Origin of the sequence: Rhodococcus sp. 852002-51564_SCH6189132-a, from assembly GCF_001665495.1 — a bacterium.
Classification (GTDB): Bacteria; Actinomycetota; Actinomycetes; order Mycobacteriales; family Mycobacteriaceae; genus Rhodococcus; species Rhodococcus pyridinivorans.
Genome location: NZ_LZMJ01000074.1, coordinates 1 through 26,956, shown reverse-complemented (window position 1 = coordinate 26,956; position 26,956 = coordinate 1). Strand labels below are relative to the sequence as shown.

28 protein-coding genes are annotated in these 26,956 nt (G+C 69.0%); 20 read left to right on the top strand and 8 right to left on the bottom strand.

Annotated features, from left to right (window positions below; translation table 11 throughout):
* Positions 1-94 precede the first annotated feature (94 nt).
* From A5767_RS18755 to A5767_RS18725, 7 genes are all read left to right on the top strand, one after another.
* Positions 95-1,846: a long-chain-acyl-CoA synthetase gene (locus A5767_RS18755; RefSeq protein ID WP_064852902.1), complete on the top strand. Its 1,752-nt coding sequence runs from the start codon at positions 95-97 to the stop codon at positions 1,844-1,846.
* A gap of 18 nt (positions 1,847-1,864) precedes the next feature.
* Positions 1,865-2,785, top strand: coding sequence for a dihydropteroate synthase (gene folP, locus A5767_RS18750; protein WP_019288055.1), 921 nt, complete (start codon positions 1,865-1,867; stop codon positions 2,783-2,785).
* Complete coding sequence (locus A5767_RS18745) at positions 2,782-3,699, top strand: glucosyl-3-phosphoglycerate synthase (RefSeq protein ID WP_006550560.1); 918 nt, start codon at positions 2,782-2,784, stop codon at positions 3,697-3,699. The genes folP and A5767_RS18745 overlap by 4 nt, the downstream gene beginning before the upstream one ends.
* A gap of 57 nt (positions 3,700-3,756) precedes the next feature.
* Positions 3,757-4,218: a DivIVA domain-containing protein gene (locus tag A5767_RS18740; RefSeq protein WP_064852901.1), complete on the top strand. Its 462-nt coding sequence runs from the start codon at positions 3,757-3,759 to the stop codon at positions 4,216-4,218.
* Positions 4,215-4,838: a DNA-3-methyladenine glycosylase I gene (locus A5767_RS18735; RefSeq protein WP_197483279.1), complete on the top strand. Its 624-nt coding sequence runs from the start codon at positions 4,215-4,217 to the stop codon at positions 4,836-4,838. The genes A5767_RS18740 and A5767_RS18735 overlap by 4 nt, the downstream gene beginning before the upstream one ends.
* Before the next feature lie 151 nt (positions 4,839-4,989).
* A complete protein-coding gene (locus A5767_RS18730; RefSeq protein WP_006554284.1) occupies positions 4,990-5,157 on the top strand; it encodes a DUF3117 domain-containing protein in 168 nt (55 codons plus the stop codon).
* An 84-nt stretch (positions 5,158-5,241) separates the two neighbouring features.
* A complete protein-coding gene (locus A5767_RS18725; protein ID WP_064852900.1) occupies positions 5,242-6,135 on the top strand; it encodes a putative RNA methyltransferase in 894 nt (297 codons plus the stop codon).
* Here the strand turns inward: A5767_RS18725 and glgA are convergent.
* Positions 6,122-7,294 carry a glycogen synthase gene (gene glgA, locus A5767_RS18720; protein ID WP_039586422.1) on the bottom strand — a complete coding sequence of 391 codons (1,173 nt, stop codon included), beginning with the start codon at positions 7,292-7,294 and terminating at the stop codon, positions 6,122-6,124. The genes A5767_RS18725 and glgA overlap by 14 nt on opposite strands.
* Positions 7,295-7,407: 113 nt before the next feature.
* On the opposite strand from glgA, the gene glgC reads away from it, so the two are divergent.
* Positions 7,408-8,622 (top strand): glucose-1-phosphate adenylyltransferase, encoded by a 1,215-nt coding sequence (gene glgC, locus A5767_RS18715; RefSeq protein ID WP_006554287.1) that lies wholly within the window; start codon positions 7,408-7,410, stop codon positions 8,620-8,622.
* A 34-nt stretch (positions 8,623-8,656) separates the two neighbouring features.
* Here glgC and A5767_RS18710 read toward each other — a convergent pair whose 3' ends face one another.
* Positions 8,657-9,292, bottom strand: a complete 636-nt coding sequence (locus tag A5767_RS18710; RefSeq protein ID WP_006554288.1) for an O-methyltransferase — start codon at positions 9,290-9,292, stop codon at positions 8,657-8,659.
* Between the two features lie 317 nt (positions 9,293-9,609).
* Between A5767_RS18710 and sigE the strand changes: the two genes are divergently transcribed.
* The 4 genes from sigE to tatB all read left to right on the top strand — a co-directional run bounded on the left by sigE (position 9,610) and on the right by tatB (position 12,808).
* Positions 9,610-10,263 carry an RNA polymerase sigma factor SigE gene (gene sigE, locus A5767_RS18705; RefSeq protein ID WP_006554289.1) on the top strand — a complete coding sequence of 218 codons (654 nt, stop codon included), beginning with the start codon at positions 9,610-9,612 and terminating at the stop codon, positions 10,261-10,263.
* Between the two features lie 16 nt (positions 10,264-10,279).
* Positions 10,280-10,612 carry an anti-sigma factor family protein gene (locus A5767_RS18700; protein WP_019288062.1) on the top strand — a complete coding sequence of 111 codons (333 nt, stop codon included), beginning with the start codon at positions 10,280-10,282 and terminating at the stop codon, positions 10,610-10,612.
* A gap of 82 nt (positions 10,613-10,694) precedes the next feature.
* Complete coding sequence (locus A5767_RS18695; RefSeq protein ID WP_156665174.1) at positions 10,695-12,311, top strand: trypsin-like peptidase domain-containing protein; 1,617 nt, start codon at positions 10,695-10,697, stop codon at positions 12,309-12,311.
* A 92-nt stretch (positions 12,312-12,403) separates the two neighbouring features.
* Positions 12,404-12,808, top strand: a complete 405-nt coding sequence (tatB, locus tag A5767_RS18690) for a Sec-independent protein translocase protein TatB (protein WP_006554292.1) — start codon at positions 12,404-12,406, stop codon at positions 12,806-12,808.
* 63 nt (positions 12,809-12,871) lie between these two features.
* On the opposite strand, the gene A5767_RS18685 is transcribed toward tatB, so the two are convergent.
* The 5 genes from A5767_RS18685 to A5767_RS18665 form a co-directional block, all read right to left on the bottom strand.
* Positions 12,872-14,005, bottom strand: a complete 1,134-nt coding sequence (locus tag A5767_RS18685; protein ID WP_024103442.1) for an Mrp/NBP35 family ATP-binding protein — start codon at positions 14,003-14,005, stop codon at positions 12,872-12,874.
* A 158-nt stretch (positions 14,006-14,163) separates the two neighbouring features.
* Positions 14,164-15,030: a lytic transglycosylase domain-containing protein gene (locus A5767_RS18680; protein ID WP_006554294.1), complete on the bottom strand. Its 867-nt coding sequence runs from the start codon at positions 15,028-15,030 to the stop codon at positions 14,164-14,166.
* 222 nt (positions 15,031-15,252) lie between these two features.
* Positions 15,253-16,182, bottom strand: a complete 930-nt coding sequence (locus A5767_RS18675) for a hypothetical protein (protein WP_064852899.1) — start codon at positions 16,180-16,182, stop codon at positions 15,253-15,255.
* 104 nt (positions 16,183-16,286) lie between these two features.
* Entirely contained in the window at positions 16,287-16,808 is a 522-nt protein-coding gene (locus tag A5767_RS18670; RefSeq protein WP_024103444.1) for a DUF1003 domain-containing protein, read from the bottom strand.
* Positions 16,801-18,075 (bottom strand): magnesium transporter MgtE N-terminal domain-containing protein, encoded by a 1,275-nt coding sequence (locus tag A5767_RS18665; RefSeq protein WP_006554297.1) that lies wholly within the window; start codon positions 18,073-18,075, stop codon positions 16,801-16,803. The genes A5767_RS18670 and A5767_RS18665 overlap by 8 nt, the downstream gene beginning before the upstream one ends.
* A 58-nt stretch (positions 18,076-18,133) precedes the next feature.
* Between A5767_RS18665 and A5767_RS18660 the strand changes: the two genes are divergently transcribed.
* The 3 genes from A5767_RS18660 (at position 18,134) to A5767_RS18650 (ending at position 20,651) form a co-directional block, all read left to right on the top strand.
* Positions 18,134-19,093, top strand: a complete 960-nt coding sequence (locus A5767_RS18660; protein ID WP_064852898.1) for an HpcH/HpaI aldolase/citrate lyase family protein — start codon at positions 18,134-18,136, stop codon at positions 19,091-19,093.
* A gap of 121 nt (positions 19,094-19,214) precedes the next feature.
* Positions 19,215-19,700 (top strand): general stress protein, encoded by a 486-nt coding sequence (locus tag A5767_RS18655; protein ID WP_006554299.1) that lies wholly within the window; start codon positions 19,215-19,217, stop codon positions 19,698-19,700.
* Between the two features lie 72 nt (positions 19,701-19,772).
* Complete coding sequence (locus tag A5767_RS18650; RefSeq protein ID WP_064852897.1) at positions 19,773-20,651, top strand: hypothetical protein; 879 nt, start codon at positions 19,773-19,775, stop codon at positions 20,649-20,651.
* Between the two features lie 4 nt (positions 20,652-20,655).
* Here the strand turns inward: A5767_RS18650 and A5767_RS18645 are convergent, their stop codons facing one another.
* Positions 20,656-21,096: a protein-tyrosine phosphatase family protein gene (locus A5767_RS18645; protein ID WP_019288067.1), complete on the bottom strand. Its 441-nt coding sequence runs from the start codon at positions 21,094-21,096 to the stop codon at positions 20,656-20,658.
* Positions 21,097-21,183: 87 nt separating this feature from the next.
* Between A5767_RS18645 and A5767_RS18640 the strand changes: the two genes are divergently transcribed.
* The 5 genes from A5767_RS18640 to A5767_RS18620 all read left to right on the top strand — a co-directional run bounded on the left by A5767_RS18640 (position 21,184) and on the right by A5767_RS18620 (position 26,835).
* A complete protein-coding gene (locus tag A5767_RS18640; RefSeq protein WP_019288068.1) occupies positions 21,184-22,413 on the top strand; it encodes a GNAT family N-acetyltransferase in 1,230 nt (409 codons plus the stop codon).
* Between the two features lie 114 nt (positions 22,414-22,527).
* Positions 22,528-23,886 (top strand): ABC transporter substrate-binding protein, encoded by a 1,359-nt coding sequence (locus A5767_RS18635; RefSeq protein WP_052040065.1) that lies wholly within the window; start codon positions 22,528-22,530, stop codon positions 23,884-23,886.
* Positions 23,887-23,951: 65 nt separating this feature from the next.
* Positions 23,952-24,833: a carbohydrate ABC transporter permease gene (locus A5767_RS18630; protein ID WP_156665176.1), complete on the top strand. Its 882-nt coding sequence runs from the start codon at positions 23,952-23,954 to the stop codon at positions 24,831-24,833.
* Positions 24,833-25,663, top strand: coding sequence for a carbohydrate ABC transporter permease (locus tag A5767_RS18625; protein ID WP_006554305.1), 831 nt, complete (start codon positions 24,833-24,835; stop codon positions 25,661-25,663). The genes A5767_RS18630 and A5767_RS18625 overlap by 1 nt, the downstream gene beginning before the upstream one ends.
* Before the next feature lie 5 nt (positions 25,664-25,668).
* Positions 25,669-26,835: an ABC transporter ATP-binding protein gene (locus A5767_RS18620; protein ID WP_024103451.1), complete on the top strand. Its 1,167-nt coding sequence runs from the start codon at positions 25,669-25,671 to the stop codon at positions 26,833-26,835.
* The last annotated feature ends 121 nt before the right edge of the window (positions 26,836-26,956 follow it).

The following is a 26,956-nucleotide window of genomic DNA, read 5'->3' as shown; positions in this document are numbered from 1 at the left end:
CGTGGGTGTCGCCCGAGCGAGCCCGCCCGTCCCCAACGTCGCCGTGAGGAAATCTGTCGTGACCACTCGATCCGATGGAGGCAATGTCCCCGTCGTGTCCCTGCCCGGACTCGTCTCGAAACTGCCCCGGATGGCTACCGATCTCCCCATCGTGCTGCGCGGAGCAGCCGGGATGACCCGGAAGCCGACCGCCCGCGAGACGATCGGGTCGGTCTTCCAGAAGCTCGCCGAGCGTCACCCGGAGCGGCCCTTCATCCGGTTCGAGGGAGCCTCCATCGGGTACGGCGAGGCCAACGCGCAGGTCAACCGGTACGCAGCGGTGCTCGCCGATCGCGGTGTCGGCATGGGCGACGTCGTGGGCATCCTCATGGGCAACCGGCCCGAGACCCTGCTGGTCGCGCTGGCCGCGGTCAAGCTCGGTGCGGCCGCCGGCATGCTCAACATCAACCAGCGTGGTGAGGTGCTCGAGCACAGCCTGTCGCTGCTCGACAGCGCCGCCCTCGTGATCGGGGAGGAGTGCGAGGAGGCCGTCGACTCTCTCGGTGGCGAGCCGCAGGCCCGCACCGTGCTGCGCTTCGACGATCTCGACACCGCCGCCCGCGACGCCGACGCGTCGAATCCCGCAGTCACCGAGGAGCTGCAAGCGTCCGAGACGGCCTACTACATCTTCACCTCCGGCACGACAGGACTGCCGAAGGCCAGCCGCATGACGCACTTCCGGTGGCTGAAGTCGATGTCGGGCCTGGGCAGCCTCGGCGTGCGCCTGCGCCGGACCGACGTCCTGTACTCCTGCCTGCCGCTCTATCACAACAACGCCCTCACGGTCGCGTTGTCCTCGGTGCTCGCCGCCGGCGCCACGCTCGGGCTCGGCCGGAAGTTCTCGGCGTCCAACTTCTGGAACGACGCGGAGCGCAACGGCGCCACGACCTTCATCTACATCGGCGAGATCTGCCGCTACCTGCTCAACCAGCCGCCGCGGGAGGACGACGCCGACCACGGGATCCGCCTCGCCGTCGGCAACGGTCTGCGCGCAGAACTGTGGGACGAGTTCACCGAACGCTTCGGTATCGACCGCGTCGCGGAGTTCTACGGTGCGAGCGAATGCAACATCGCCTTCATCAACGCGCTCGACCAGAAGCGCACCGCCGGCATCTGCCCGCTGCCCTACGCCGTCGTCGAGTACGACCCCGATTCGGGCCAGGCACGTCGCGGCGACGACGGCCGGTTGAAGAAGGTCGGCAAGGGCGAGGTCGGACTGCTCCTCGCGAAGGTCACCTCCCGCGCACCCTTCGACGGGTACACCGATCCCGAGGCCACCGAGAAGAAGCTGCTCCGCGACGCGATCTCCGACGGCGACGTCTGGTTCGACACCGGCGACCTCGTCCGCAACCAGGGCTGGATGCACGTCGCGTTCGTCGACCGGCTCGGCGACACCTTCCGGTGGAAGGGCGAGAACGTCGCGACCACGCAGGTCGAAGCCGCGGTGTCGTCGCACGAGACGATCGCCGAGGCCGTCGTCTACGGCGTCGAGGTCGACGGGGCCGACGGCCGCACCGGGATGGCCGCGATCACCTTGAAGGAGGGCGCCGAGCTCGACGGAGCGGCGCTCGCGAAGTCGCTGCACGACGCGTTGCCGGACTACGCGGTTCCGCTGTTCGTCCGCATCGTCGACGAGCTCGAGTACACGACGACCTTCAAGAGCAGGAAGGTCGATCTGCGCAAGCAGGGCTACAGCGAGACCGGTGAGGACGAGGTGTACGTCCTCGCGAGTCGCAGCGAGGGTTACCGGCCGATCTTCGACGGCTTCGTCGACGGCGTCGCGCGAGGAGAATTGCCCGGTCGCTGAGCATGTCAGGATGGGATCATGAGCGGCCCCGCGACCGATGTCGACGAGCAGACCCCCGTGACCCGTCCCGGTCCGGCACCGTCCACCCTGTGCGGGCGCCCCGTCGCCACCGACAGGGCGCTCGTCATGGCGATCGTCAACCGCACCCCGGACTCGTTCTACGACCGGGGAGCGACCTTCGAGGACGACATGGCGCTCGCGGCCGTCGACCGCGCAGTGGCCGAGGGTGCCGACCTCGTCGACATCGGCGGGGTGAAGGCCGGGCCGGGTGAGGTCGTCGACAGCGACGAGGAGATCCGGCGCGTCGTGCCGTTCGTCGCCGCGATCCGCGAGCGCTATCCGGATGTGCTCATCAGCGTCGACACCTGGCGCAGCGAGGTCGCGCGTCGCGCTGTGGGCGAAGGCGCCGATCTGATCAACGACACGTGGGCCGGTGCCGATCCCGAGCTCGTCGCGGTCGCCGCGGAACTCGGGGCCGGCATCGTCTGCTCCCACACGGGCGGCGCCGTCCCGCGCACCCGCCCGCACCGTGTGCGGTACACCGACGTCGTCGGGGAGGTGGTGCGGGAGGTCGTCGCGGCCGCGGATGCCGCCGCCCGCGCCGGCGTCGCGAGCGACTCGATCCTCATCGACCCGACCCACGATTTCGGAAAGAACACCCATCACGGACTCGCTCTGTTGCGGCACGTGGACGTTCTTGTAAAAACCGGGTGGCCTGTGCTTATGGCGCTGAGCAACAAGGACTTCGTGGGGGAGACTCTGGGAGTCGAACTCGCCGACCGGTTGGAGGGCACATTGGCAGCGACAGCTCTGGCGGCAGCGGCCGGCGCACGAATGTTCCGGGTACACGAGGTGGCAGCCACACGTCGGGTGGTCGACATGGTCGCGGCGATCGCGGGCACACGCCCGCCGGCGCGCACGGTGAGGGGGTTGGCATGAGTGCACCTGCACGCACGTGGAACGAAGCCAACAGCTGGGATCGGCCCGCCTGGGCGATCGACGAGCTGATCGCGGCCAAGGCCGGCCGCACAGTGACCGTGGTGCTGCCCGCCCTCAACGAGGAGGAGACCGTCGCGAGTGTGATCGACACGATCCATCCGCTGCTCGGGGGTCTCGTGGACGAACTGGTGGTCCTCGATTCGGGTTCCACCGACGAGACCGCCACCCGGGCGCGGGCGGCGGGTGCCCGTGTCATGTCCAGGGAGGAAGCGGTGCCGGGCATCGAACCGGTCCCCGGCAAGGGGGAGGTGCTGTGGCGGTCGCTCGCGGCGACCTCCGGCGACATCATCGCCTTCGTCGACTCCGATCTGATCGATCCCGATCCGGCCTTCGTGCCGAAACTGCTCGGACCCCTGCTGCTCGGCGACGGTGTGCACCTCGTCAAGGGGTACTACCGGCGCCCGCTGCGCACCGGTGGGGGCGAGGACGCCCACGGAGGTGGCCGCGTCACCGAGCTTGTCGCACGGCCGCTGCTCGCGGCACTGCGACCGGAGCTGACCTGCGTGCTGCAACCGCTCGGCGGTGAGTACGCGGGGACGCGGGAACTGCTCGAGTCGGTCCCGTTCGCACCGGGTTACGGGGTGGAGATCGGGTTGCTGCTCGACACCTACGACCGGTTCGGTCTCCACGCGATCGCGCAGGTCAACCTCGGGGTCCGCAAGCACCGCAACCGGCCGCTGTCCGAACTCGGGGCGATGAGCCGGCAGATCGTGGGCACGATGCTCGCGCGCTGCGGGATCCCCGATTCGGGTGCGCCGCTCACCCAGTTCCTGGTGGAGGGCGATGCGTTCGTGCCGTTCGACACCTCCGTCGATCTCACCGACCGCCCCCCGATGGCGACGGTCACCGGCTGACCCGACCGTCCGGCACCGGTCCCGGCCGGTGTCGGCCGCTCGTGCCAAGATCGGAGCATGCTCACGGTTCTGCTGTACGTGCTCGTGATGGCGGGCGTCGCCGCGGTGCTGTTCTTCGTCGCGAGCGCCGTCTTCGGCCGGGGCGAGACGTTGGCGCCGCTGCCTCCGGGCACCACCGTCACGGTGTTGCCGGCCACCGACGTCACCGGCACCGACATCCGCGACCTGCGGTTCCAACAGACCGTTCGGGGTTACAAGATGAGCGAGGTCGACTGGGCACTCGATCGTCTCGCCCGCGAGGTCGACGATCTGCGGGTCCGCCTCGCCGACGCCGAGGCCCGCGCAGAGGAGCCGCCGGTCGACGGCACCGGAAAGGGCGACGGCACCGGAAAGGGCGACGGCACCGGAAAGTGCGGCGGAGCAGAGGACGTCGGAGCAGAGGACGTCGGAGCAGCCGACGTCGATGGGGAGAACGTCGCCGAGCGGGCTTCGTCGGAGTCGACGGGGGAGTCACGATGACGGCAGACGGGCAGGGTCCCGTAACCGATACCGACGGGCAGGGGCCCGTAACCGATACCGACGACCGCGTGCGGTGCCCGTGGGCCGTCGACGGTCCCGGTTCGTCGCTCTACCGCGACTATCACGACTACGAGTGGGGTCGGCCGCTCCACGGCCGCGACGAGATGTTCGAGCGGCTCTCCCTCGAGGCATTCCAGTCGGGACTGTCGTGGCTGACGATCCTGCGCAAGCGGGAGGCCTTCCGCGCGGCTTTCCACGGCTTCGACGTCGAGGCGGTCGCCCACTTCACGGAGGCCGACGTCGAGAGGTTGCTTGCCGACTCCGGCATCGTGCGCAACCGCCGCAAGATCGAGGCGGTGATCGCCAACGCGCGGGCCGTGCTCGAACTGTCCACCGATCTCGACGAGCTGCTGTGGTCGTTCGCACCGCCGCGACGCGCGCGACGTTCGGTAACGGTCGAGGAGATTCCGGCGGTGACGCCGGAGTCCACGGCGATGGCCCGTGAGCTGAAGCGCCACGGCTTCCGTTTTGTGGGCCCTACCACTGCGTATGCGCTGATGCAAGCTACCGGAATGGTCGACGATCACCTCGAATCGTGCTGGGTGTCACTCGACTCGTAGAACCCGGAGGAGTGTCTTACCCAGGAGTCAGCTACGCGCACGTATTCCGGATAGGGAAGAATGAGAAGGTGCGCGTCGCCGCGACCGGCGATGCAACCACACGGTAACCCACGCGCCCGGCGGTCGGGTGCAGATTTGGAGGGAGCAGAGGATGGCGGCCATGAAGCCCCGGACCGGGGACGGTCCCCTCGAAGCAACCAAAGAGGGACGAGGAATCGTCATGAGGGTTCCACTCGAGGGCGGCGGACGTCTGGTCGTCGAGCTCACGCCGGAAGAGGCTGCGGCACTCGGCGACGAACTCAAGAGTGTCACCAGCTGATCGGCCCCTCTCAGGGCACTCCGGGCCCCGCGCTCCTCGGCGCGCGGGGCCCGGTGTCGTCCTGAGAGCAGGATCGGAGGCGCGATGCTCGCCGACGTGATCGATCTTCTCGCGTGCCCTAACTGCGAGTCCGCGCTCGACCTCGACGACAACGTCGTGGTGTGCGATCGCGGGCACAGCTTCGACGTCGCACGCCAGGGCTACGTGTCGCTGCTCGCCGGCGGTTCGACGCCGTTCACCGGCGACACCGCCGACATGATCGCGGCCCGCGCCGATTTCCTCGGTGCCGGGCACTACGACCCGATCCGGCGCGCGGTGGCCGACGCATGCCTCGACACCGCCGATACGGTGGACACCGATGCGGTAGTCGCAGCCGCCGGCGCTGCGATCCTCGAGGTCGGGGCCGGTACGGGACAGTACCTCGCGTCCGTGCTCGACGCCCTGCCGGCGGCGCGCGGCATCGGGCTCGACGTCTCCAAGCCCGCGGTGCGGCGCATCGCCCGCAGTCATCCCCGGACCGGAGCGATCCTCGCCGATGCGTGGCAACGACTGCCTGTGAAGTCGGCATCGCTCACCCACGTGCTGTCGGTGTTCGCGCCCCGCAACGCCGCCGAGAGTCATCGCGTGCTCGTCCCCGGAGGCACGCTCGTCGTTGCTACACCCACCTCGGAGCATCTGCGCGAACTGGTCGCGTTGCCCGGCATGGTGAGTGTGGACGACCGGAAGACGGAGCGGCTCTCGTCCGCGCTGTCGGGACGTTTCGAGCGAACGGGACGGACGGATGTGCGCTTCACGGCCGCACTCCCGTGCGAGGCGCTCGGTCTCGTCGCGGGGATGGGACCGTCCGCCCATCATGTGACGTCCGACCGGCGTGCGGAGTTGCTGGCCTCCCTGCCCGATCCGTTCGAGGTGACGGTCTCGGTCACCGTCACCTCGTGGCGACGGGTCGAGACGGCCGACGAACCTAGCGCGTCGTGAGCACCTGCTGGTAGACGGCGACGGTCTGGCGGGCGATCTGCGCCCACGAGAACTCGTTGACAGCGCGGTCGCGTCCGGCCCGGCCCCACCGGGCGGCACGGTCGCGGTCGCGCGCGACGTCGTCGATCGCATCGGCGAGCGCACGCTCGTAGGTCTCGATGTCGAAGGCGTCGTAGTGCACCAGTCGCCCGGTGACCCCGTCCTGCACGACCTCCGGGATGCCTCCGACGTCGGACGCCACCACGGCGGTCTCGCAGGCCATCGCCTCGAGGTTGACGATCCCCAGCGGCTCGTACACCGACGGACAGACGAAAACCGTTGCAATCGAGAGTAGTTCGCGGACCGATTCGGTGGGCAGCATCTCGCGTACCCAGTGCACCCCGTCACGGGCGTCCTGCAGGGCGGTCACCGCCCGTTCGGTCTCCGCGGCGATCTCGGGGGTGTCGGGCGCGCCGGCACACAGGACGAGCTGGATGTCGGGGTCGAGATGGTGCGCCGCGGCGATCAGGTGCCCGACGCCCTTCTGCCGGGTGATGCGGCCGACGAACACGACGATCGGACGATCCGGATCGAGACCGATGCGGGTGACGACGGACTCGTGGCCGGGCTCGGCCGGGCCCGGATGCCAGACGGTGGTGTCGATCCCGTTGCGCACCACGTGGACCCGAGCGGGATCGACGAACGGATAGGCGTCGAGCACGTCGAGGCGCATCCCGTCGCTGACCGCGATGATCGCGTCGGCGTACCGGACGGCGTTGCGCTCGGACCAGGAGGAGATGCGATAACCGCCCCCGAGTTGCTCGGCCTTCCACGGCCGTCGGGGCTCGAGGGAGTGCGCGGTGAGGATGTGCGGGACGTCGTGGAGTTCGGCGGCCAGATGACCGGCCAGTCCGGTGTACCAGGTGTGCGAGTGCACCACGTCGACTCCGGCCGCGGCGTGCGCCATGCGCAACCCGGCCGACAGGGTCGTCAGGGCAGGATTGGCATCGCGCAGTGCCGGGTCGGGGGAGTGCACGAACGCGGTATCGCGCGGTGCGCCCGTGCAGTGCACGTCGACCTCGACCAGTCGACGCAGTTGTTCGACGAGTTCGGTGACGTGGACCCCGGCCCCGCCGTACACCTCAGGCGGATACTCCCGCGTCATCATTGCCACCCTCACCGCCTCAAAGTAGCGGGCCGCGCAGGTTCCGGCCACCCGGCCCCGACACTCCGAAGGGCGTCGAGATCGCGCTTCGCTGGCGGCGGCCTGGGTCGGGGGATAGGTTGAAGCGTGTGAGGAGCCAGCCCCATGTGCTTGGAATCGTTCTCGCCGGCGGCGAGGGCAAACGTCTGTATCCGCTGACCGCGGACAGAGCCAAGCCGGCAGTGCCGTTCGGGGGCGCATACCGCCTCATCGATTTCGTGCTCAGCAATCTCGTGAATGCCGGTTACCTGCGCATCTGCGTTCTCACGCAGTACAAGTCGCACTCCCTCGACCGGCACATCTCGCAGACCTGGCGCCTCTCCGGCTTCACCGGTGAGTACATCACCCCGGTGCCGGCCCAGCAGCGGCTCGGTCCACGCTGGTACACCGGCAGCGCCGACGCGATCCTGCAGTCGCTCAACCTGGTCTACGACGAGGATCCCGAGTACATCGTGGTCTTCGGCGCCGACCACGTGTACCGGATGGACCCCGAGCAGATGGTGCGCCAGCACATCGAGTCGGGCGCCGGTGTCACCGTCGCCGGTATCCGCGTCCCGCGCAGCGAGGCATTCGCGTTCGGCTGCATCGACAGCGACGAGAGCGGCAGGATCACCCAGTTCCTCGAGAAGCCCGCTCATCCGCCCGGGACACCCGACGACCCCAACGTCACGTTCGCGTCCATGGGTAACTACGTCTTCACCACGAAGGTCCTCGTCGAGGCGCTGCGGGCCGACTCGGAGAATCCCGACTCCGACCACGACATGGGGGGCGACATCATCCCCGCGCTCGTCGAGCGGGGCGAGGCTCACGTCTACGATTTCAACGACAACGTCGTCCCGGGCGCGACCGAACGCGATCGTGCCTACTGGCGCGACGTCGGTACGCTCGACGCCTTCTACGACGCTCACATGGACCTCGTGTCGGTCCACCCGATCTTCAATCTCTACAACCGGCGCTGGCCCATCCGCGGTGCCGCCGAGAACCTGCCGCCCGCGAAGTTCGTGCAGGGCGGTCTGGCGCAGGAGTCGATCGTCGGCGCCGGCAGCATCCTGTCGGCCGCCACGGTCCGCAACTCGGTGCTCAGCTCGAACGTCATGGTCGACGACGGCGCGACCGTCGAGGGCAGCGTGCTCATGCCCGGTGTGCGCATCGGCAAGGGTGCGGTCGTGCGACGAGCGATCCTCGACAAGAACGTCGTCGTCGGCGACGGCGAGATCATCGGCGTCGACCTCGAGCGCGACCGTCAGCGGTTCGCGGTGAGCAACGGCGGTGTCGTCGCCATCGGCAAGGGCATCTGGATCTGAGAGCGTGCTGCCCGCCCGGAGGCGGCTGCGCGGATCAGCTGAGGCGCACCGCGCAGAGCAGGCCGTCGCCGAGCGGCAGGACCACCGGAGCGAGACGCTCGTCGTCGGACACCGCGCGGGTCGCCTCGCGAACCGCGAGCACCGTTGCGTCGCGGGCAGCGGGGTCGGCGACGCGTCCGTCGAGCAGGGCGTTGTGCAGCACGATCACCCCACCCGGCCGGAGCAGACGCACCCCTTCGCGCACGAAGTGCGGATGGTCGGCCGGGGTCGCATCGACGAAGACCATGTCGTAGCCGGAGTCGGCGAGTCGCGGCAGCACGTCCAGCGCGCGGCCGTTGATGAGCCGGGTGCGCGACGCCACGACACCCGCCTCGCGGAAGGCGATCTTCGCGGCCCGCTGATGCTCCGGCTCGCTGTCGATGGTGGTGAGCACGCCGTCCTCGCGGAGGCCGTGCAGCAACCACAGTCCGCTCACACCCGCACCGGTCCCGATCTCCACTACCGTCCTGGCGTCGAGCATGCGGGCGAACATCGCGAGGGCGGCTCCGACGGAGGGGGACACCGGGTCGGCGCCCAGATCTTCGGCACGGTCACGCGCCGCGGCGAGCTCGTCGTCCTCGACGACGATGTTCTCGGCGTGGGTCAGGATGCGATCGGCGTTGGTCTGCACCTCACTGAGGCTATCCTCGGCGATTCGTTCGCGCAGGCAGGCGCGCACGGAGTGGTGCCGCCAGTTGTGTGATTCAGGCGGATGACCACGCCCGAACCGATTTTCTCAGGGACGTTTCAGGTTACTCATACGGCGGCCACATCGCCTCGAGGAAAACTGACAATCGGCGAACCGGACGATCGCACCGGTTCACGACTTCGAGGACGCACCGCTCTCGGGGAACGCTCCTGTGAAGGAATATTCCCTGCAGATCGAGTGTTGATAGGCCCTGAAGCCAGTACCACTGCGGTCCCGACGAGGAGGATCCACCGATCCACATGACCCGAGCCCACACTGTTCCCGAGAACGACGCCTCGGCGCTCGAGGCGGACCTGAGCGGCACCGCGGCGCTCGAGGCGGACCTGAGCGGCACCGCGGCGTTCGACGCCACCGGGGACCACGCGGCCATGCCGTCGTGGGACGAACTCGTTCGTGAGCACGGCGACCGCGTCTACCGCCTCGCCTACCGTCTTTCCGGCAACGCCCAGGACGCCGAGGATCTCACGCAGGAGACCTTCATCCGCGTCTTCCGGTCGTTGCAGAACTACCAGCCCGGCACTTTCGAGGGTTGGTTGCATCGCATCACCACGAACCTCTTCCTGGACATGGTGCGCCGCCGGAACCGCATCCGGATGGAAGCGCTCCCGGAGGACTACGATCGTGTACCGGCCGCAGGGCCGAACCCCGAGGAGATCTACCACGACGCGCGTCTCGGCGCCGACCTGCAGTCCGCTCTGGACTCGCTCGGACCCGAGTACCGTGCCGCGGTGGTGCTCTGTGACATCGAAGGTCTGTCCTACGAGGAGATCGGTGCCACACTGGGGGTGAAACTCGGTACGGTGCGTAGTCGTATCCACCGAGGCCGCCAGGCACTCCGCGAGTACCTGCGCGAGCATGGAAAGGTCGAAAACGGTCGCGTCGATGCGGGGTAGCCGCCGGGAGGTAGTGATGACGATGGTGCAACCACCTCGCAGGTTCGGCTCCACGGAACACCTCGCCAGCGAGGCAATTGCCGCATTCGTCGACGGCGAACTGCGCATGGCGGCCTACATGCGGGCCGCCCAGCATCTGTCGATGTGTCCGGAGTGTGCCGCCGAGGTCGAAGCCCAGCAGCAGGCCCGCCACGCACTGCGGTCCGCTGCCGATCACATACCGCGTATGCCGAGTTCACTGCGCGGTACGCTCAGCAACATCCCGTCCCACCTGTGCGACCCGACCCCCCGCCCTCAGGCGGAGGAAGGCTTCGCCGCGCGCCGCTGGTCGATTCTCCGGCGCCGGTGACCGGACGGGCGGTAACAGGTGATCCGATGCCATCGGTGATACTGGGCTGCGTGACGGACCTAGACGGGGGAGACGGGCACGCGTGACGGCCGAATCTGCGCAGCACACCGGACGGCGGGGCGGCGACGATCGTCGTCGCGACGACGAGCTGCCCCATGCCTCGTCGGGTAAGGACTCCTCGGGCGGAGACTCGTCCGGCAGAGGCTCGTCCGGCAACGCCTCGTCGGGTCTCCCCGACGGAGCGATCGCGCGCCCCGACGACGCTCCCCGTCTCGAACCGCGGCCCGTCTACCGGCCCACCGTCGACCCGGCATCGGCCCGTGTCTTCGGGCGCCCGGCCGGCGCCGCGGGTTCGTTCGACTCCTCGGCCCATCCCCGCGTCGTCGACCCGCGCGTCCAGCAGGCACCTCCGACCGATGCGATCCTGGCCGAGGCCTACGGACGGCCGTCCGACGTCGACGAGACGCTCCAGCGTCCCCCTTCGCAGCCCGCGGCCGAGACCGAGGACGACACCGAACCCGATCCCTGGCGCGACCCCGACTCAGCGGTGCGGCTCGGTCCGCCCCTGGCCGGGCAGACCGAGGAGAAGGAACTTCCTCCGGCTCCCGGACTGACCCTGCGTGAGGTGTTGTTCGACCGCCGCGTCCAACCCCGCGCACTCGCGACCCTGGCCGCTGTGGCTGTCGTGATCGGCATGGTCGGCGGACTCGTCGTCGCGCTCGCGACCGCCGACAACGGTTCGCTGACCAGTCGCGGAGTGACGCTGAGCCAGTCGGGTCCCGACGAGGAACTGCCCACCGGCGCGGTCGCGCGTGTCGCCGACACCGTGCTGCCCGCGGTCGTCTCCATCCAGACCACCGTCGGCGGCGACGCCGGCACCGGCTCGGGCGTGGTGATCGACGGTGCCGGTTACATCGTCACCAACAACCACGTCGTTTCGATGGCCGCCGGCAATCCCGATGCGAAGGTACAGGTCACCTTCGATGACGGCACGAAGGTGCCCGCCTCGATCGTCGGACGCGACATCAAGACCGACTTGGCCGTGCTCGCCGTCGAGAACGTCGACAACCTGGTCGTCGCCGAGCTGGGCCGCTCCGAGGACGTCCAGGTGGGCGAGGACGTCGTCGCGGTCGGTTCGCCGCTCGGCCTGAGCAAGACCGTCACCCGCGGCATCGTCAGCGCGCTGCACCGGCCCATGCGGCTCAGCGGGCAGGGCACCGACACCGACGCGGTGATCGACGCCGTCCAGACCGACGCTTCGATCAACCCCGGCAACTCCGGCGGCCCCCTCATCGACATGGAGGGTCGCGTGATCGGTATCAATTCCGCGATCAAGTCGGAGACCGGCGGTTCGGTGGGCCTGGGCTTCGCGATCCCCATCGACGACGTCACCGAGGTGGCGCAGGAGCTGATCCGCACCGGCGAGATGCGGCACCCGGACATCGGCGTGAACGCACGCTCGGTGGTCAACGACGTCGCGAGCGGCGCGGAGGTCGCCAACGTTCGTCAGGACAGCCCGGCCCAGCGCGCCGGCATCGTCGAGGGCGACGTCATCGTCAAGGTCGGCGCCCGCGAAGTCACCAGCGCCGACGAGCTCGTCGTGGCGGTCCAGCAGCAGGAGATCGACGAACCGATCACCGTCCAGCTCGTGCGCAACGGCCGCCTCGTCGACGTCGAGGTCACCCCCGTCTCTGACTGAGCGGCCCCTGTCTCGGACAGAACGTCCCAGCCGTGTGATGTGACCTTCCACGTAGGTGCTGCGATCCGGACGAGACCACGTACCCTGGATGCGTGTTCGGCAACATCGGTTGGGGCGAGTTCCTGGTACTCATCGTGGCGGCCCTCGTGGTCCTCGGCCCGGAGCGCCTCCCCGGCGCCGTCTCGTGGGTGGCCAAGTCGCTGCGTCAGGTACGCGACTACGCCACGGGTGCGCGCGACCAGCTCGAGCAGGAATTCGGACCGGAGTTCGACGACCTGCGGCAACCGCTGTCCGAGCTGAACCAGCTGCGCGGCATGACACCGCGGGCCGTGATCACGAAGCATCTGCTCGACGGCGACGACTCGATCCTCACCGGCAATTTCGACAAGCCGTCCTCGGCGGCTCCGGGAACGCCCACCAACGGCGCGGCCCGGCCGAACCTGTCGAAGCCGCTCGCTCCGGACGAGAAGCCGCCGATCGATCCCGACGCCACCTGACAGCTTTCCTACGATCGAGCCCCCGCCGTGAAGCACGGCGGGGGCTCGATCGATATCGGGTTCTTACAGGTGACGCGTGGTGTCGATTCCCAGCGACATGCCGGCCAGTCCGCGCCTGCGCACGGCGAGCTTGTCGGAGATCTCCTCGAGCGCCACCGCGGGCGCCGAGTCGGGCGCCGCGAGGACGATCGGGGTACCGGAGTCGCCGGCCTCGCGCACTGCCGGGTCGAGCGGGATCTGGCCGAGCAGCGGCACCGTCGCGCCCACCGCGCGGGTGAGCCGCTCGGCGACGGCCTGACCGCCGCCGCTGCCGAAGACGTCCATTCGGGTGCCGTCGGGCAGCTCGAGCCACGACATGTTCTCCACCACGCCGGCGATGCGCTGACGCGTCTGCAGCGCGATGGAACCGGCGCGCTCGGCGACCTCGGCGGCTGCCTGCTGCGGCGTCGTCACGACGAGGATCTCGGCGTTGGGGATCAGCTGCGCGACGGAGATGGCGACGTCACCCGTGCCGGGCGGCAGGTCGAGGAGCAGGACGTCGAGGTCGCCCCAGAAGACGTCGGCGAGGAACTGCTGCAGCGCGCGGTGCAGCATCGGGCCACGCCACACCACCGGGGTGTTGCCCTCGGTGAACTGGGCGATGGAGATCGTCTTCACGTCGTGCGCGATCGGCGGCATGATCATCCGCTCGACCTGCGTGGGCTTGGCGGACGTGCCGAGCATGCGGGGGATCGAGTGACCGTAGATGTCGGCGTCGAGCACACCCACCGACAGTCCGCGCGCGGCCATCGCCGCGGCGAGATTGACGGTGACCGACGACTTGCCGACACCACCCTTGCCGGAGGCCACCGCGTAGACGCGCGTGAGCGAACCGGGCTGGGCGAACGGGATGACGGGCTCCGTGGAGTCGCCGCGCAGCGACTTGCGGAGCTCGGTGCGCTGCTCGTCGCTCATCACGTCGAGGGTCACCCGGACCTCGCCCACGCCGGCGACGTCGGCGACGGCCTTGGTGACGCGCTCCGAGATCTCGGTGCGCATGGGGCACCCGGCGGTGGTCAGATAGATCGCCACATCGACGCTGCTGTCGGCGCCGATCTCGATGCTCTTGACCATTCCGAGATCGGTGATGGGCTTGCGGATCTCCGGGTCCTGGACCCGTGCGAGCGCACTGCGGACGTCGGACTCACTGACTGCCATGACGCCCATGGTAGGCGGCACGCCGCTCGCGACGGGATACGGGTCGACGGTGACCCGACGACGGCCTCCGGTCCGGGGTGACCCGACGACGGCCTTCGGTTCGGGGTCACCCGACGACGGCCTTCGGTCCGGGGTGACCCGACGACCCTCTCCGGACCTCAGTGGATGCGGGGGAGATCCGCGGGGCTCGGGTCGATGCCGGTGGAGTAGGCCGTCGACCAGGCGAGCACGTTCGCCACGTAGGCCATCGAGTTGTTGTAGCGGTGGATCGCCTTCGTCGAGTGCGCGAGGTTGCGCATGTCGAGGCCACCGTCGCACAGGTACTTCGCGGTGGTGAGCGTCGAATCGTACAGGTTCTGGGGATCGGAGACCCCGTCGCCGTTGCCGTCGCCCGCGTACTGGTTCCACGTGGTGGGGATGAATTGCATCGGCCCGACCGCACGGTCGTAGACGGTGTCGCCGTCGAGGGCGCCGCCGTCGGTGTCGTGGATGACGGCCTGGCCGGGCAGGCTGCCGTTGAGCGGCAGTCCGATGACGGGCTCGAGCAGGTTGCCCTTGGCGTCGGCATGACCACCGTTGGCGTGTCCGGACTCGACGCGGCCGATGCCGGCGAGGAGCGTCCAGTGCATGCCGCAGGCAGGATTCTCCTCGGCGAGGATGCGCTCGGCGTTGCGGTAGGCGGCGTAGTTGATGCCGGGGATGCCGAGGGGGCCCTCGTGGAGGACCTCGGGCTCGGGTTCCGGCTGGGGGGCGGCCTTGAAGGTGCGCACGGGTGCCGGTTCGGGCTCGAGCATGATCGTCTGCACGGCGGCGACCGCTTCGGGAATCGCGTTCGCGAGGTCGGCCGAGTCGGTCGACGACGCCGTCGGCTCGGTCTCGTGGTGAGCTGCACCCATCAGCGCTCGCGGCGACGCACCCGCGGTGGTCGCGGCTGCGGCGACCAGTCCGACCGGAACGAGTCCGGTCATCGCGATGACGGAATTTCGCCGAAGCTTCGAATCCGACGGTTTGGCGTGGCGGCCCAATGGATAACCCTCCCTTGGGTGCCTCGGAACGAGACACCTTCGTTACGTGCCGGGCCGAGGTTACAGCATTCGATGCCTTTCCGTTACTCAAACGTGATGTAACGGGGTCGTATGCGTACTGCTGTGGCCCGTCCGTGCTGGTCCGGTGGGTCGGGTGGGGTGAAAGAAAAAGATGACGACACGCGTGTCGTGCGTGGCGTCACCTCACGTGTGTGCCGGGAGTTATTCGCAGAAGGCGGGCACCAGGCAGGGGAGTTCGGGCAACTCCGGCATCGGCGGCGGAGCCGGGATGTTCTGTTCGGGTGCCTGCTGAGCCGGAGTGTCGGCGGGCGCTTGCTGGGCCGGCCGAGGTGTCGCCTCCGGAGCGGGCGCGGTGACCGCCGGAGCCGGCGCGGCGGCCGCGACATCCGAGGCGTTCGGAACGGGCCGCGCCGGGATCGGAGCGAGATCGGCGGGAGCCACCTCGGCGGCCTTCGAATACGCACCGGACCAGTGCCGGACATTCGCCAGATAGTCCGGTGACGGATCGACCGACGCCACCGCCCGCGCCTCCCCGTCCGGCTCGCGCAGGTTTCCGCCCTCCGCGCACATCCGGGCACCGGCGGCCAGGGTCGCGTCGAAGATGTTCTGTGGATCGGCGGTGCCGTCCGCGTTGCCGTCCGCCGAGTACTGCTCCCACACCGCGGGGGCCAGGCGCATCGGCCCGAGCAGCCCCTCCGGGGTGACGACCGGCGCGGTCAGCGTGCCCAGGATGTCGGTGCGTCCCCCGTCCGCGTGTCCGGAGTTCAGGCGCCCGACGGCGGCGAGCAGATTCCACGGCAGGCCGCACTCGGGAGAGTCGATGGCCAGCTGCATCTCGGCCGCGCGATAGGCGTAGAAGACGAGTTCGGGGATCGCGAGCGGCCCGTCGCCGAGGGCCGCCGCACCCCCTGCCGCGGCCACGGCATCGGGCGGAAGCTGGGTGAGCGGGTCGCTCGGGCTGCGCAGCGGTTGCGCCTCGCGCACCTCGCCGGGGAGCACGCCCACCGCCGGAGCGGCGCTCGGCTCGGTCTCGGCGGACGTCGTCTCCGCCACCACCGTCGCCGACGACGCTGTCGCCGCGAGTCCGGCAGCGACGATCACCGGCATCGCCAGCGCGACCTTCCACCGCACGCGATCACCCTCCTCCGATCGTCCGTCCGACTGATGTGACGAAGGTTACAGAAGGATGTCGGGTTGTGTGCAACCGGGCGTGCCGGACAACAGGACGGGGTCCCTCAGCGACGGGGCCCGCGGGTGCGCGGAGTGCCGGCGTCGTCCTCGTTCTCGTCGTCGATCAGCAGGGCGCGCAGATCGTCGAGTTCGCGACGCAGATAGTCGCGGGTCGCGACCTCACCCACCGCGAGTCGCAGAGCCGCGAGTTCGCGTGCCAGGAACTCGGTGTCGGCCTTGGTCTGCTCGGCGCGGGCGCGATCCTCCTCGAGCGACACGCGGTCGCGGTTCTCCTGCCGGTTCTGCGCCAGCAGGATCAACGGCGCCGCATAGGCGGCCTGCGTCGAGAAGGCCAGGTTGAGAAGGATGAAGGGATAGGGATCCCACTGCAGTCCGACCGCGGCGATGTTGAGGGCGATCCACACGATGACGACGATCGTCTGGATGGCGAGATAACGGCCCGTTCCGAGGAACCGGGCGATCGACTCGCTGACCCGGCCCACCGCCTCGGCGTCGAAGTTGAAGCGGAACCTCGACGCCTGTGGGGTCTCGAGGCGCGAGCGGCCCTGCGTGCTGCGGTCACTCATCCTCGATGTCCTCCTCGCGCCAGTCCTCCGGCAGCAGATGGTCGAGCACGTCGTCGACGCTCACCGCGCCGAGCAGGTGCCCCTCGTCGTCCACCACCGGACCGCAGACCAGGTTGTACGTCGCGAAGTACCGGGTGACGGTGGTCAGGGCGTCGTCGGGGGCCAGGCGCGGCAGGTCGTCGTCGACGACCCCTCCCACCAGGCTCGCAGGCGGTTCCCGGAGCAATCGTTGCAGATGGACACAGCCGAGGTACTTGCCGGTGGGCGTCGCTGTGGGCGGCCGCACGACGAAGACCATCGACGCCAGGGCCGGACTCAGATCCGGATTACGGGCGCGGGCGAGCGCTTCGGCCACCGTGGTCGCCGGCGTCAGCACGACCGGCTCGGGGGTCATCAGACCACCGGCGGTGTCGGGGGAGTGCTCGAGCAGGCGGCGCACCGGCTCGGAGTCCTCGGGGTCCATGCGTTGCAGGAACGACTCGGCATCCGTCGCAGGCAGCTCACCGAGGAGGTCGGCGACGTCGTCGGGATCCATCGCCTCGAGCACCGCGACCGCCCGGTCGAGGCCGAGCTGGGTGAGCAGGTCGGTCTGGTCGTCGGAGGGTAGCTCCTGCACGATGTCGGCGAGGCGTTCGTCGTCGAGCGCTGCGGCGACCTCGGTGCGTCTCTTGATCGGCAGGTCGCGCAGGGCGTTCGCGACGTCCGGCGGGCGCATGTCCTCGAACTGCAGGAGCAACTGCGCGACACCCTGTCCGGGCATCGACAGTGCCTGCTGGGTGAGTCCGTGCACGTGCGGCCATTCCACGATGTGGATGGGGGAGCGGCGCGCGAGCCGGCCGCGATGGCGACGCACCGCCACGCGGGCGACGACCCAGTCGCGGGTGCGCATGAGCTCGAGCCCCAGATCCACCACGACGGCGTCGACACCCATCAGGTCCGGCAGCTCCGGGTCGTCGACGCGCACACGCGAATCGAGGACCTGACCGAGGGCGAGCACCTCCGAGGGTCGCTGCGTGAACCGGCGCAGACTGACGTTGCCGGTGACGAGGGTGACCGCGCCGGGTTCGATCGCGGTCACGCGCAGCATCGGGACGAAGATCCGCTTGCGGGTGGGCAGTTCGACGACGAGCCCCAGCGCACGAGGCGGCTGACGTCCCACTCGTATGGTCAGCACGACATCGCGGACGCGGCCGATGGACTCGCCGTCGGGGCCGAGAACGACCAGTCCGGCCAGCCGCGCGACGAAGACCTTGCTCACTGCTGCCATGATTGCCAGGCTAGAGCGTGCCCGCGCTGTTCCCGGAACTCGGAGGTCTGGTCAGGTCATGTCGTTTTCGTTCAGGCCCCGAAGATCGGTACTCGCGGTTCCCGGCAGCAGCCGGAAGATGATCGACAAGGCCAAGGGCCTTCCCGCCGACGAGATCTTCCTCGATCTCGAGGACGCGGTGTCGCCGCTGGCCAAGGAGCAGGCCCGCAGCACCATCGTCGAAGCTCTGAACGAGGACGGCTGGGGCGACCAGATCAAGGTCGTGCGCGTCAACGACTGGACCACGGACGCGACCTATCTCGACGTCGCGACGGTCGTCGGTGGTGCCGGCGCGAATCTCGACGCGATCCTGCTGCCGAAGGTGCCCGACGCGAGCCACGTGAAGGCGCTCGACCTGCTCCTCACGCAGGTCGAGAAGGCCCACGGTCTCGAGGTGGGACGGATCGGTATCGAACCGCAGATCGAGAACGCCATCGGGTTGACGAACATCAACGAGATCGCGACGGCGAGCCCGCGCGTGCAGACACTCGTGTTCGGTCCGGCAGACTTCATGGCGAGCATCAACATGCGCACCCTCGTCGTCGGTGAGCAGCCCGAGGGTTACGACGTCGGCGACGCCTACCACCACATCCTCATGACGATCCTCATGGCCGCGCGTGCGCACGGGCTGCAGGCCATCGACGGTCCCTACCTCCAGATCCGCGACGTCGACGCCTTCCGCCGGTCGGCGCAGCGCACCGCCGCCCTGGGCTTCGACGGCAAGTGGGTGCTGCACCCGAGCCAGATCGACGCGGCCAACGAGGTCTTCAGCCCCCGGCAGGAGGACTACGACAAGGCCGAGATGATCCTCGACGCCTACGAGTGGCACACCTCGGCCGAGGGCGGCGCCCGCGGTGCCGCGATGCTCGGTGACGAGATGATCGACGAGGCGAGCCGGAAGATGGCCCTCGTGATCTCCGCGAAGGGCCGGGCCGCGGGGTTGCAGCGCACCCAGAAGTTCGAGCCGCCGGCCTCCTGACGGGAACGACCAGGGAAAAGAACATATCGGGCGAACCATCGCGGCGTGCCGGTCCCTGTCGAGGCAGAATGGAGACCGGCGCCGCGACCGTCGGCGTGCATCGCGAAGGAGCCGAAACGACATGACGAATCCCCTCGGACCCGGTCGCCAGGTACCCGGTCTGCCGACACCTCCCACGGGCTGGCCCGTCGGTTCGTACCCGACCTATGCCGAGGCGCAACGGGCGGTCGACCACCTGGCCGATCAGAACTTCTCCGTCGAGGACGTCACCATCGTCGGTGTCGATCTCATGCAGGTCGAACGGGTCACCGGTCGGCTCACGTGGCCGAAGGTGATCGGCGGCGGCATCGTCTCGGGCGCATGGCTCGGCGTGTTCTTCGGTCTCCTGCTCGGCATCTTCTCCACCGACTTCCTCGGCCCGCTGCTCGTCGGCCTCGTCGGCGGCATCATCTTCGGCCTCATCTCGGCGAGCATCCCGTACGCCGCGACCCGCGGTCAGCGCGACTTCTCGTCCACCATGCAGCTCGTCGCCGGCCGCTACGACGTGCTGTGCCAGCCGCCCACCGCCGAGAAGGCGCGCGACATCCTCGCCAAGCTCGCCATCTGATCGTCTCGCGGTCGCGTGTTCGCCGAGAACGGCACTCGTCGTGATCGGCCTCGCGCCACTACTGTCGATCCCATGCCCGACCTCGATTCGGTGGCCGATGCCCTCTACGCCCTCGACCCAGGAGATTTCGTGGCGGCCCGCTCCGAATTCGCGGCGCAGGCACGCGAAGCGGGCGACCGCGAGCTGACGGCGGCCATCGGCAGACTGCGCAAACCGACGGTCGCGGCCTGGATGGTCAACCTGCTCGCCCGCGAACGGGCCGACGAACTCGCGGCGTTGCTCGACATCGGATCCGCCCTGCGCACCGCGCAACGACGACTGTCCGGCAGCGAGATGCGGAAACTGTCGGAGCAGCGTCGCCGGGTGGTCGCCGCGCTCGAGCGCGACGCGGGTCGGCTCGCCGCCGACCGCGGTCGCACCGTCTCGGAGAGCGCACTGCGTGAGGTGGGGCGCACCCTCAACGCCGCGTTGTCGGATCCCGGCATCGGGGAGCAGGTCCGGCAGGGCCGGCTCGACGCGATCGTCGAGTCCGACGGTTTCGGCGACCTGTCGGCGATGCCGCTCACCGTCGTCCGCGGAGGGTCGGAGGAGGACGACGAGGACGACCGGACGGCAGCGGGCAAGTCTGCACGCAAGAGCAAGGGCGAGCGCGAACCTACGGAGCGCGAGAAGGCGGAGCAGGCGGCTCGTGAGGCGGAGATCGACGAGGCCGCTGCCGCTCTCGACTCGGCGCACAACGCGGCCGAGGAAGCGCGCGAAGCCGCGTCGGCGGCAGAGCAGGAGCTGGCCCGTCACGAGGAGGAGGTCGCCGAGCTGCGGGCGAAGCTCGAACACGCAGAGCAGCAACGCACCTTCGCGCGCCGCGCCGCCGCCGAGGCGAAGAAGCGGGTGGTCGCCGCCGAACGTGCCGTCTCGGCCGCCGAGGTCGACCTCGCCCGGACGAAGAACTGAGCTGTCAGGAATGCGCCTTCGCGTGCGCGACGAATTTGCGCTGCCAGGGCGTCTCGACCGCGCGCGGATGGTAGTGCCGCCGAACGAAGTCGACCGCCTCCTCCGGGGAGAGCCCGTCGAGGACGGCGAGGCACGCCAGTGCGGTGCCGGTGCGGCCGCGTCCACGCCCGCACGCGATCTCCACCCGCTGTCTTCCCGCGCGGATCCACGCCTCGTACAGGATGGCGAGAGCGTCCTCCGGGTCGCGTGGCGTGCGGAAGTCGGGCCAGTGGATCCACCGCGACTCCCATTCGAACGGTGCTGCCGGGGGGCGGCCGAGGAGATACACCCCGAAGTCGGGAAACGGCTCGCCGAACACCGGTCTGCGCATCCCGCGTCCCCGCACGAGTCGGCCGGAGGGCAGCTGCAGCACCCCGGTGTCTGCTGGATCCCACTCGCGTCGCACGCTGGAAACCTACCCGCCCGGAGCCGGTGTACCGAACGTCACGGCCGTTCACCCGCGGTGCAAGTTCGCGGTCGATAGTGTCGTTCCATGGGTGAGCGAACGGAACCGGAGATCAGAGTTCTGGAGTCGGAAGCCGAACTGCGGGAGGCGTCCGCGCTGTTCCGCACGGCGATGGTGGGTCTGCCCTCGTGGCCCGAGGTTCCCGACGGGACTGTGAGCCGCTACCTCGAGGCCGGCCGCACGTGGGGTGCTTTCCTCGACGGCATGCTCGTCGGGACAGTCGACGCCACGAGCGGAAATCTCACCCTGCCCGGCGGCGCCCGGGTGCCGCACGCGGCGGTCACCCACATCGGTGTGCTGCCCACCCACACGCGTCGCGGCGTGATCTCCGGACTCGTGCACCGGCAGTTGAGCGACGCGCGCGACCGCGGTGAGATCCTCGCGACGCTGCGTGCCTCCGAAGCGACCATCTACGGCCGGTTCGGCTACGGCGTCGCCTCGACTTCGGTGTCCGTCGACGTCGACGTGCGTGGTGCCGCACTGCGTCCCGACGTGCCCGAGTCCGGAGCGGTGCGTCTGCTGACCTATCCGGAGGCGTGGGACGTGCTGGCGCAGATCCATTCCCGTCATCTGCCGCCGCGCCCCGGCATGATCGATCGGTCGGAGTACTGGTGGAACTCGCGCCGGTGGCGGGCCGACTCGCTCACCGATCCGATGTACGTGGCGGTGCACGGCGAACCGGGACAGGAGGACGGTTTCGTCCGGTACCACCCCGTCGACACGCAGGGGTGGTTCACCAGTCGCAACCGCACCGTCGTGGTCGACGACTTCTTCGCCCCCTCGCCCGCGGCGTACGCCGGCCTGATCCGGTTCCTGCTCGACCTCGACCTGGTCGACACCTTGCGGTTCGCGGCACTTCCGCAGGACGACCAACTCCCGCTCATGCTCGGCGACGCGCGTGCCGTGCAATTCCGCTCGGTCTCGGACGAGACGTGGTTGCGCATCCTCGACCTCGATCGGGCGCTGTCGGCGCGGAGTTACCGAGGCTTCGGCTCGGTGACCGTGGAGGTGACCGATCCGGTGCTGACCGACAACGCCGGTGTCTTCGAGATCTCCGCCGACGGCGTGGCGCGCACCGCGGGACCGGCCGACCTGACGATCGACATCGCCGACCTCGGTGCGCTCCTGCTCGGCCGGCAGGGCTGGCACCGGATGGTCGACGCGGGGCGCGCCCGGGTGCACCGGCCCGAGGCCGTCGACACCGCTGACCTGCTGTTCTCCTGGCCCCAGGCACCCTTCTCGGGGACCTCCTTCTGACCTCGTCGTCGTGCCGATTCCGTTCCGGATGTACGCCCTGCTCGTTTTGCTACGGCTGGCCGGTACGGGCGTTATCGTCGGATCACGAGGTCCCCGATGCGAGCGGAGTCGCGCATGAGACGGTCGGGCAAGAGTCGGCGGACGAGCCGAGCGGTCACAGCTTCCGCGGCTGCTGTGCTCTTGGCGTCGGGGCTGGCCGCGTGCGGCAGCGACGACGAGGGTGTCGTCCTGTCCTTCTACACGGCCGCCGACGGTGCCGAGCAGTACGCGCAGGCCGCGGAGGTGTGCACCGCGGAGGCGGGCGGCCGATATCGCGTGCAGCAGAGGACACTTCCGAAGAACGCCGACGACCAGCGACTGCAGTTGGCGCGGCGGCTGACGGGTAACGACCCGGGGCTCGACCTCATGACCCTCGACGTCGTGTGGACGGCCGAGTTCGCCGAGGCCGGGTGGGCGCTGCCGCTGCCCGACGATGTTGCAGCTGCGGTCTCCGAGGGCACCCTCGAAGGTCCCCTCGAATCGGCGACCTGGCAGGACCGGCTGTACGCCGCACCGCTCAACACCAACACCCAGTTGCTCTGGTACCGAAAGGATCTCATGCCGGACGGGCAACCTCCGGAGACCTGGGACGAGATGATCGAGATTGCGAGCGGCCTCGCCGAGGAGGGCCGGCCGTCGTGGATCGGTGTGCAGGGCCGGCAGTACGAGGGGCTGATGGTGTGGTTCAACACCTTGCTCTCGAGCGCCGGAGGCTCGGTGGTGGGGGAGGACGGTGTCACCGTCACCCTCACCGACAACGACGCGGCGGTGACCGCGCTCGACATCATGAAGCGCGTTGCGACCGCGCCCGGCGCCGATCCCTCCCTGAACCAGGCCGACGAGGCGGCCGTCCGTCTCGGTATGGAGAGCGGGCGCACCGCGTTCCAGGTCAACTGGCCGTTCGTCCTGCCGGGCATCATGGAGAACGAGGGGGCCCTGCCCTTCATCGACGAGAACGGCAATGTCACCTCGGAGAACACCGGCAACACGGTCCTCGCCGTCGACGGTGAGCAGAATTTCCTTCCCGCGCCGTACCCCTCGGTAACCCCCGGCGAGCCCGCCCAGGTCACCATCGGCGGGTTCAACATCGCCGTCGCCCGCACGAGTACCCACCCGGATCTCGCGTTCGAAGCGATGCAGTGCCTGCGCAACGAGGAGAACCAGCGCAACAACGCCATCGGTGGCGGCGTGCCGCCGACGCTCGCGGCGCTGTACGACGACCCCGATTTCCAGGAGGCCTATCCGGCCTGGCGTGAGGTCCGCGCCGGTCTCGAGAACGCCGCGGTGCGTCCCGCTTCACCGGCCTACCAGAGCATTTCGACACTGGTGACGGCCACCCTCAACCCGGTCGACCAGATCGATCCGCCCCGCACCGTCGAGGAACTCGCCGAGCAGGTGCGCAAGGCGGTCAATTCGGAAGGACTGATCCCGTGACCGCCGTCGAATCGACACCGACCGACGAGACCCCGAAGGAACCGTCGACGAAGACGAAAGCAGCGCTGTCCGAGGGGAAGAAGGCCGAACGGCGACTCGGTCTGCTGCTCGTCGCACCCGCCGCGATCGTGATGCTCGCCGTCACGGCCTATCCGGTGGGATACGCCGTCTGGCTCAGTCTGCAGCGTTACGATCTGCGCTTCCCCGACGAACGGCGCTTCGTCGGACTGTCGAACTATGTCGCGGTGCTCAGCGACGGATTCTGGTGGCAGGCCTTCATCGTCACCTCGCTCGTCACCCTGGTCTCCGTCGCGATCGAGTTCGTGCTCGGCCTCGCGATCGCACTCGTCATGCACCGCACCATCGTCGGCAAGGGCATCGTGCGCACGGTGGTGCTGATCCCGTACGGCATCGTCACCGTCGCCGCCGCCTACAGCTGGTACTACGCGTGGACCCCGGGCACGGGCTATCTCGCGAACCTGCTGCCCGACGGCAGCGCCCCGCTCACCGACCAGATCCCGTCCCTGGCGATCATCGTGCTCGCCGAGGTGTGGAAGACCACGCCGTTCATGGCACTGCTGCTCCTCGCCGGCCTCGCACTCGTCCCCGACGATCTGCTCAAGGCGGCGCAGGTCGACGGCGCCGGAGCGTGGACACGTCTGGTGCGGATCATCGTGCCGCTGATGAAACCGACGATCCTCGTCGCCCTGCTCTTCCGCACGCTCGACGCCTTCCGCATCTTCGACAACATCTACGTCCTCACCCGCGGTGCCAACGGCACCGGATCGGTGTCGATCCTCGGTTACGACAATCTGTTCCGGGCCTTCAACCTCGGCATCGGGTCGGCGATCAGCGTCCTGATCTTCCTGTGCGTCGCGATCATCGCGTTCGTGTTCATCAAGTTGTTCGGTGCATCCGCGCCCGGCTCGGACGAAGGGGGCCGATGATGGCCGAGACCAGGAAACGGACCCTGTCGTGGTCGGCGGTGAACCTGATCGTCCTGCTCTACGCACTCGTCCCGGTGCTGTGGATCGCGAGCCTGTCGTTCAAGCCGCCCGGCACCATCCAGGACGGCCGGTTCATCCCGCAGCAGTGGACGCTCGACAACTACCGCGGCATCTTCCGCACCGACGCGTTCACGAGCGCGCTGATCAACTCCATCGGCATCGGCCTGATCGCCACGGTCATCGCGGTGATCCTCGGGACGATGGCCGCCTACGCGATCGCCCGGCTCGACTTCCCCGGTAAGAAGATTCTGGTGGGCGTGGCGCTGCTCATCGCGATGTTCCCCCAGATCTCCCTCGTCAGCCCGCTGTTCGAGATCATGCGCGGCCTCGGACTGTTCGACACGTGGGCGGCGCTGATCCTGCCCTACATCACCTTCTCGCTACCGCTCGCGATCTACACCCTGTCGGCCTTCTTCAAGGAGATCCCGTGGGAACTCGAGAAGGCCGCGAAGATGGACGGCGCGACACCGGGTCAGGCGTTCCGGAAGGTCGTGGCCCCACTCGCCGCTCCCGGCATCATCACGGCGGCGATCCTGGTGTTCATCTTCTGCTGGAACGACCTGCTGTTCGCGATCTCGCTGACCTCCACCGAGCGGTCCATCACCGCACCCGCCGCGATCGCGAACTTCACGGGTGCATCGCAGTTCGAGGAACCGACCGGCTCGATCGCGGCGGCGGCCGTCGTCATCACGATCCCGATCATCGTGTTCGTCCTGATCTTCCAACGTCGAATCGTCGCCGGACTGACCTCCGGCGCAGTGAAGGGATAACTACCGTGGCCGAGATCGTGCTCGACAAGGTGACGAAGGAATATCCGGACGGAGCGAAGGCCGTCAGCGACGTGGATCTCGAGATCGCCGACGGCGAGTTCATCATCCTCGTCGGCCCGTCCGGGTGCGGAAAATCCACGACGCTCAACATGATCGCCGGTCTCGAGGACATCTCCGACGGCGAGCTGCGCATCGCGGGTGAGCGTGTCAACGAGCGGGCACCGAAGGACCGCGACATCGCGATGGTCTTCCAGTCCTACGCGCTGTACCCGCACATGTCGGTGCGCGACAACATCGCGTTCCCGCTCACCCTCGCGAAGGTGTCCAAGGACGAGATCGCCCGCAAGGTCGACGAGGCGGCCCGGATCCTCGATCTCACACAGCATCTCGACCGCAAGCCCGCCAACCTGTCGGGCGGTCAGCGGCAACGCGTGGCCATGGGTCGTGCGATCGTGCGCAGCCCCAAGGCGTTCCTCATGGACGAGCCGCTGTCGAATCTCGACGCGAAGCTGCGCGTGCAGATGCGCACCGAGATCGCGCGCCTGCAGAAGCGTCTCGGGACCACGACGGTGTACGTCACGCACGACCAGACCGAGGCGATGACGCTCGGCGACCGCGTCGTCGTGATGCGCGGTGGGATCGTGCAGCAGGTCGGGGCGCCGCAGGAGTTGTACGACCATCCGCGGAACCTGTTCGTCGCCGGCTTCATCGGATCGCCGTCGATGAACTTCGTTCCGGGGCAGATCGAGAACGGTTCGATCCGCACCTCGTTCGGCGAGTTCCGGTTGCCCGACGAGCGGTGGGAGACCGTGCGTCGCAACAATCCGTCGCGCGAGGTGGTCGTCGGTATCCGTCCGGAGCACTTCGAGGACACCGACCTGCTCGACCCGACCCAACGGGAGACGGGCGTGACCTTCTCCGCCGAGGTCGACGTGCTCGAGTCGATGGGCTCCGACAAGTTCGCGTACTTCACGGCCGAGGGGCCGGGCGTGCACTCGAAGGACCTCGACGAACTCGCCGCCGACGCCGGTGCCGACATGTCGGCCGAATCGCTGGTCGCGCGATTGTCGGTGGAATCGCAGGCCACCAAGGGCGGGACCGTGCAGTTGTGGTTCGACAGGGCGAAGATCGCCTTGTTCGATCAGGAGACCGGCGCGAACGTCACCCTCTGATAAACCGGCTTCGGGGGGGGGGCCCCCCCCCCACACCGGGGGGGCCCCCCCCCCCCCCCGCGGGGGGGGGGGTGCGCGGGGGCGGGCGGGGGGCGCGCGGGCCCCACCGCCCCGCCCCCCC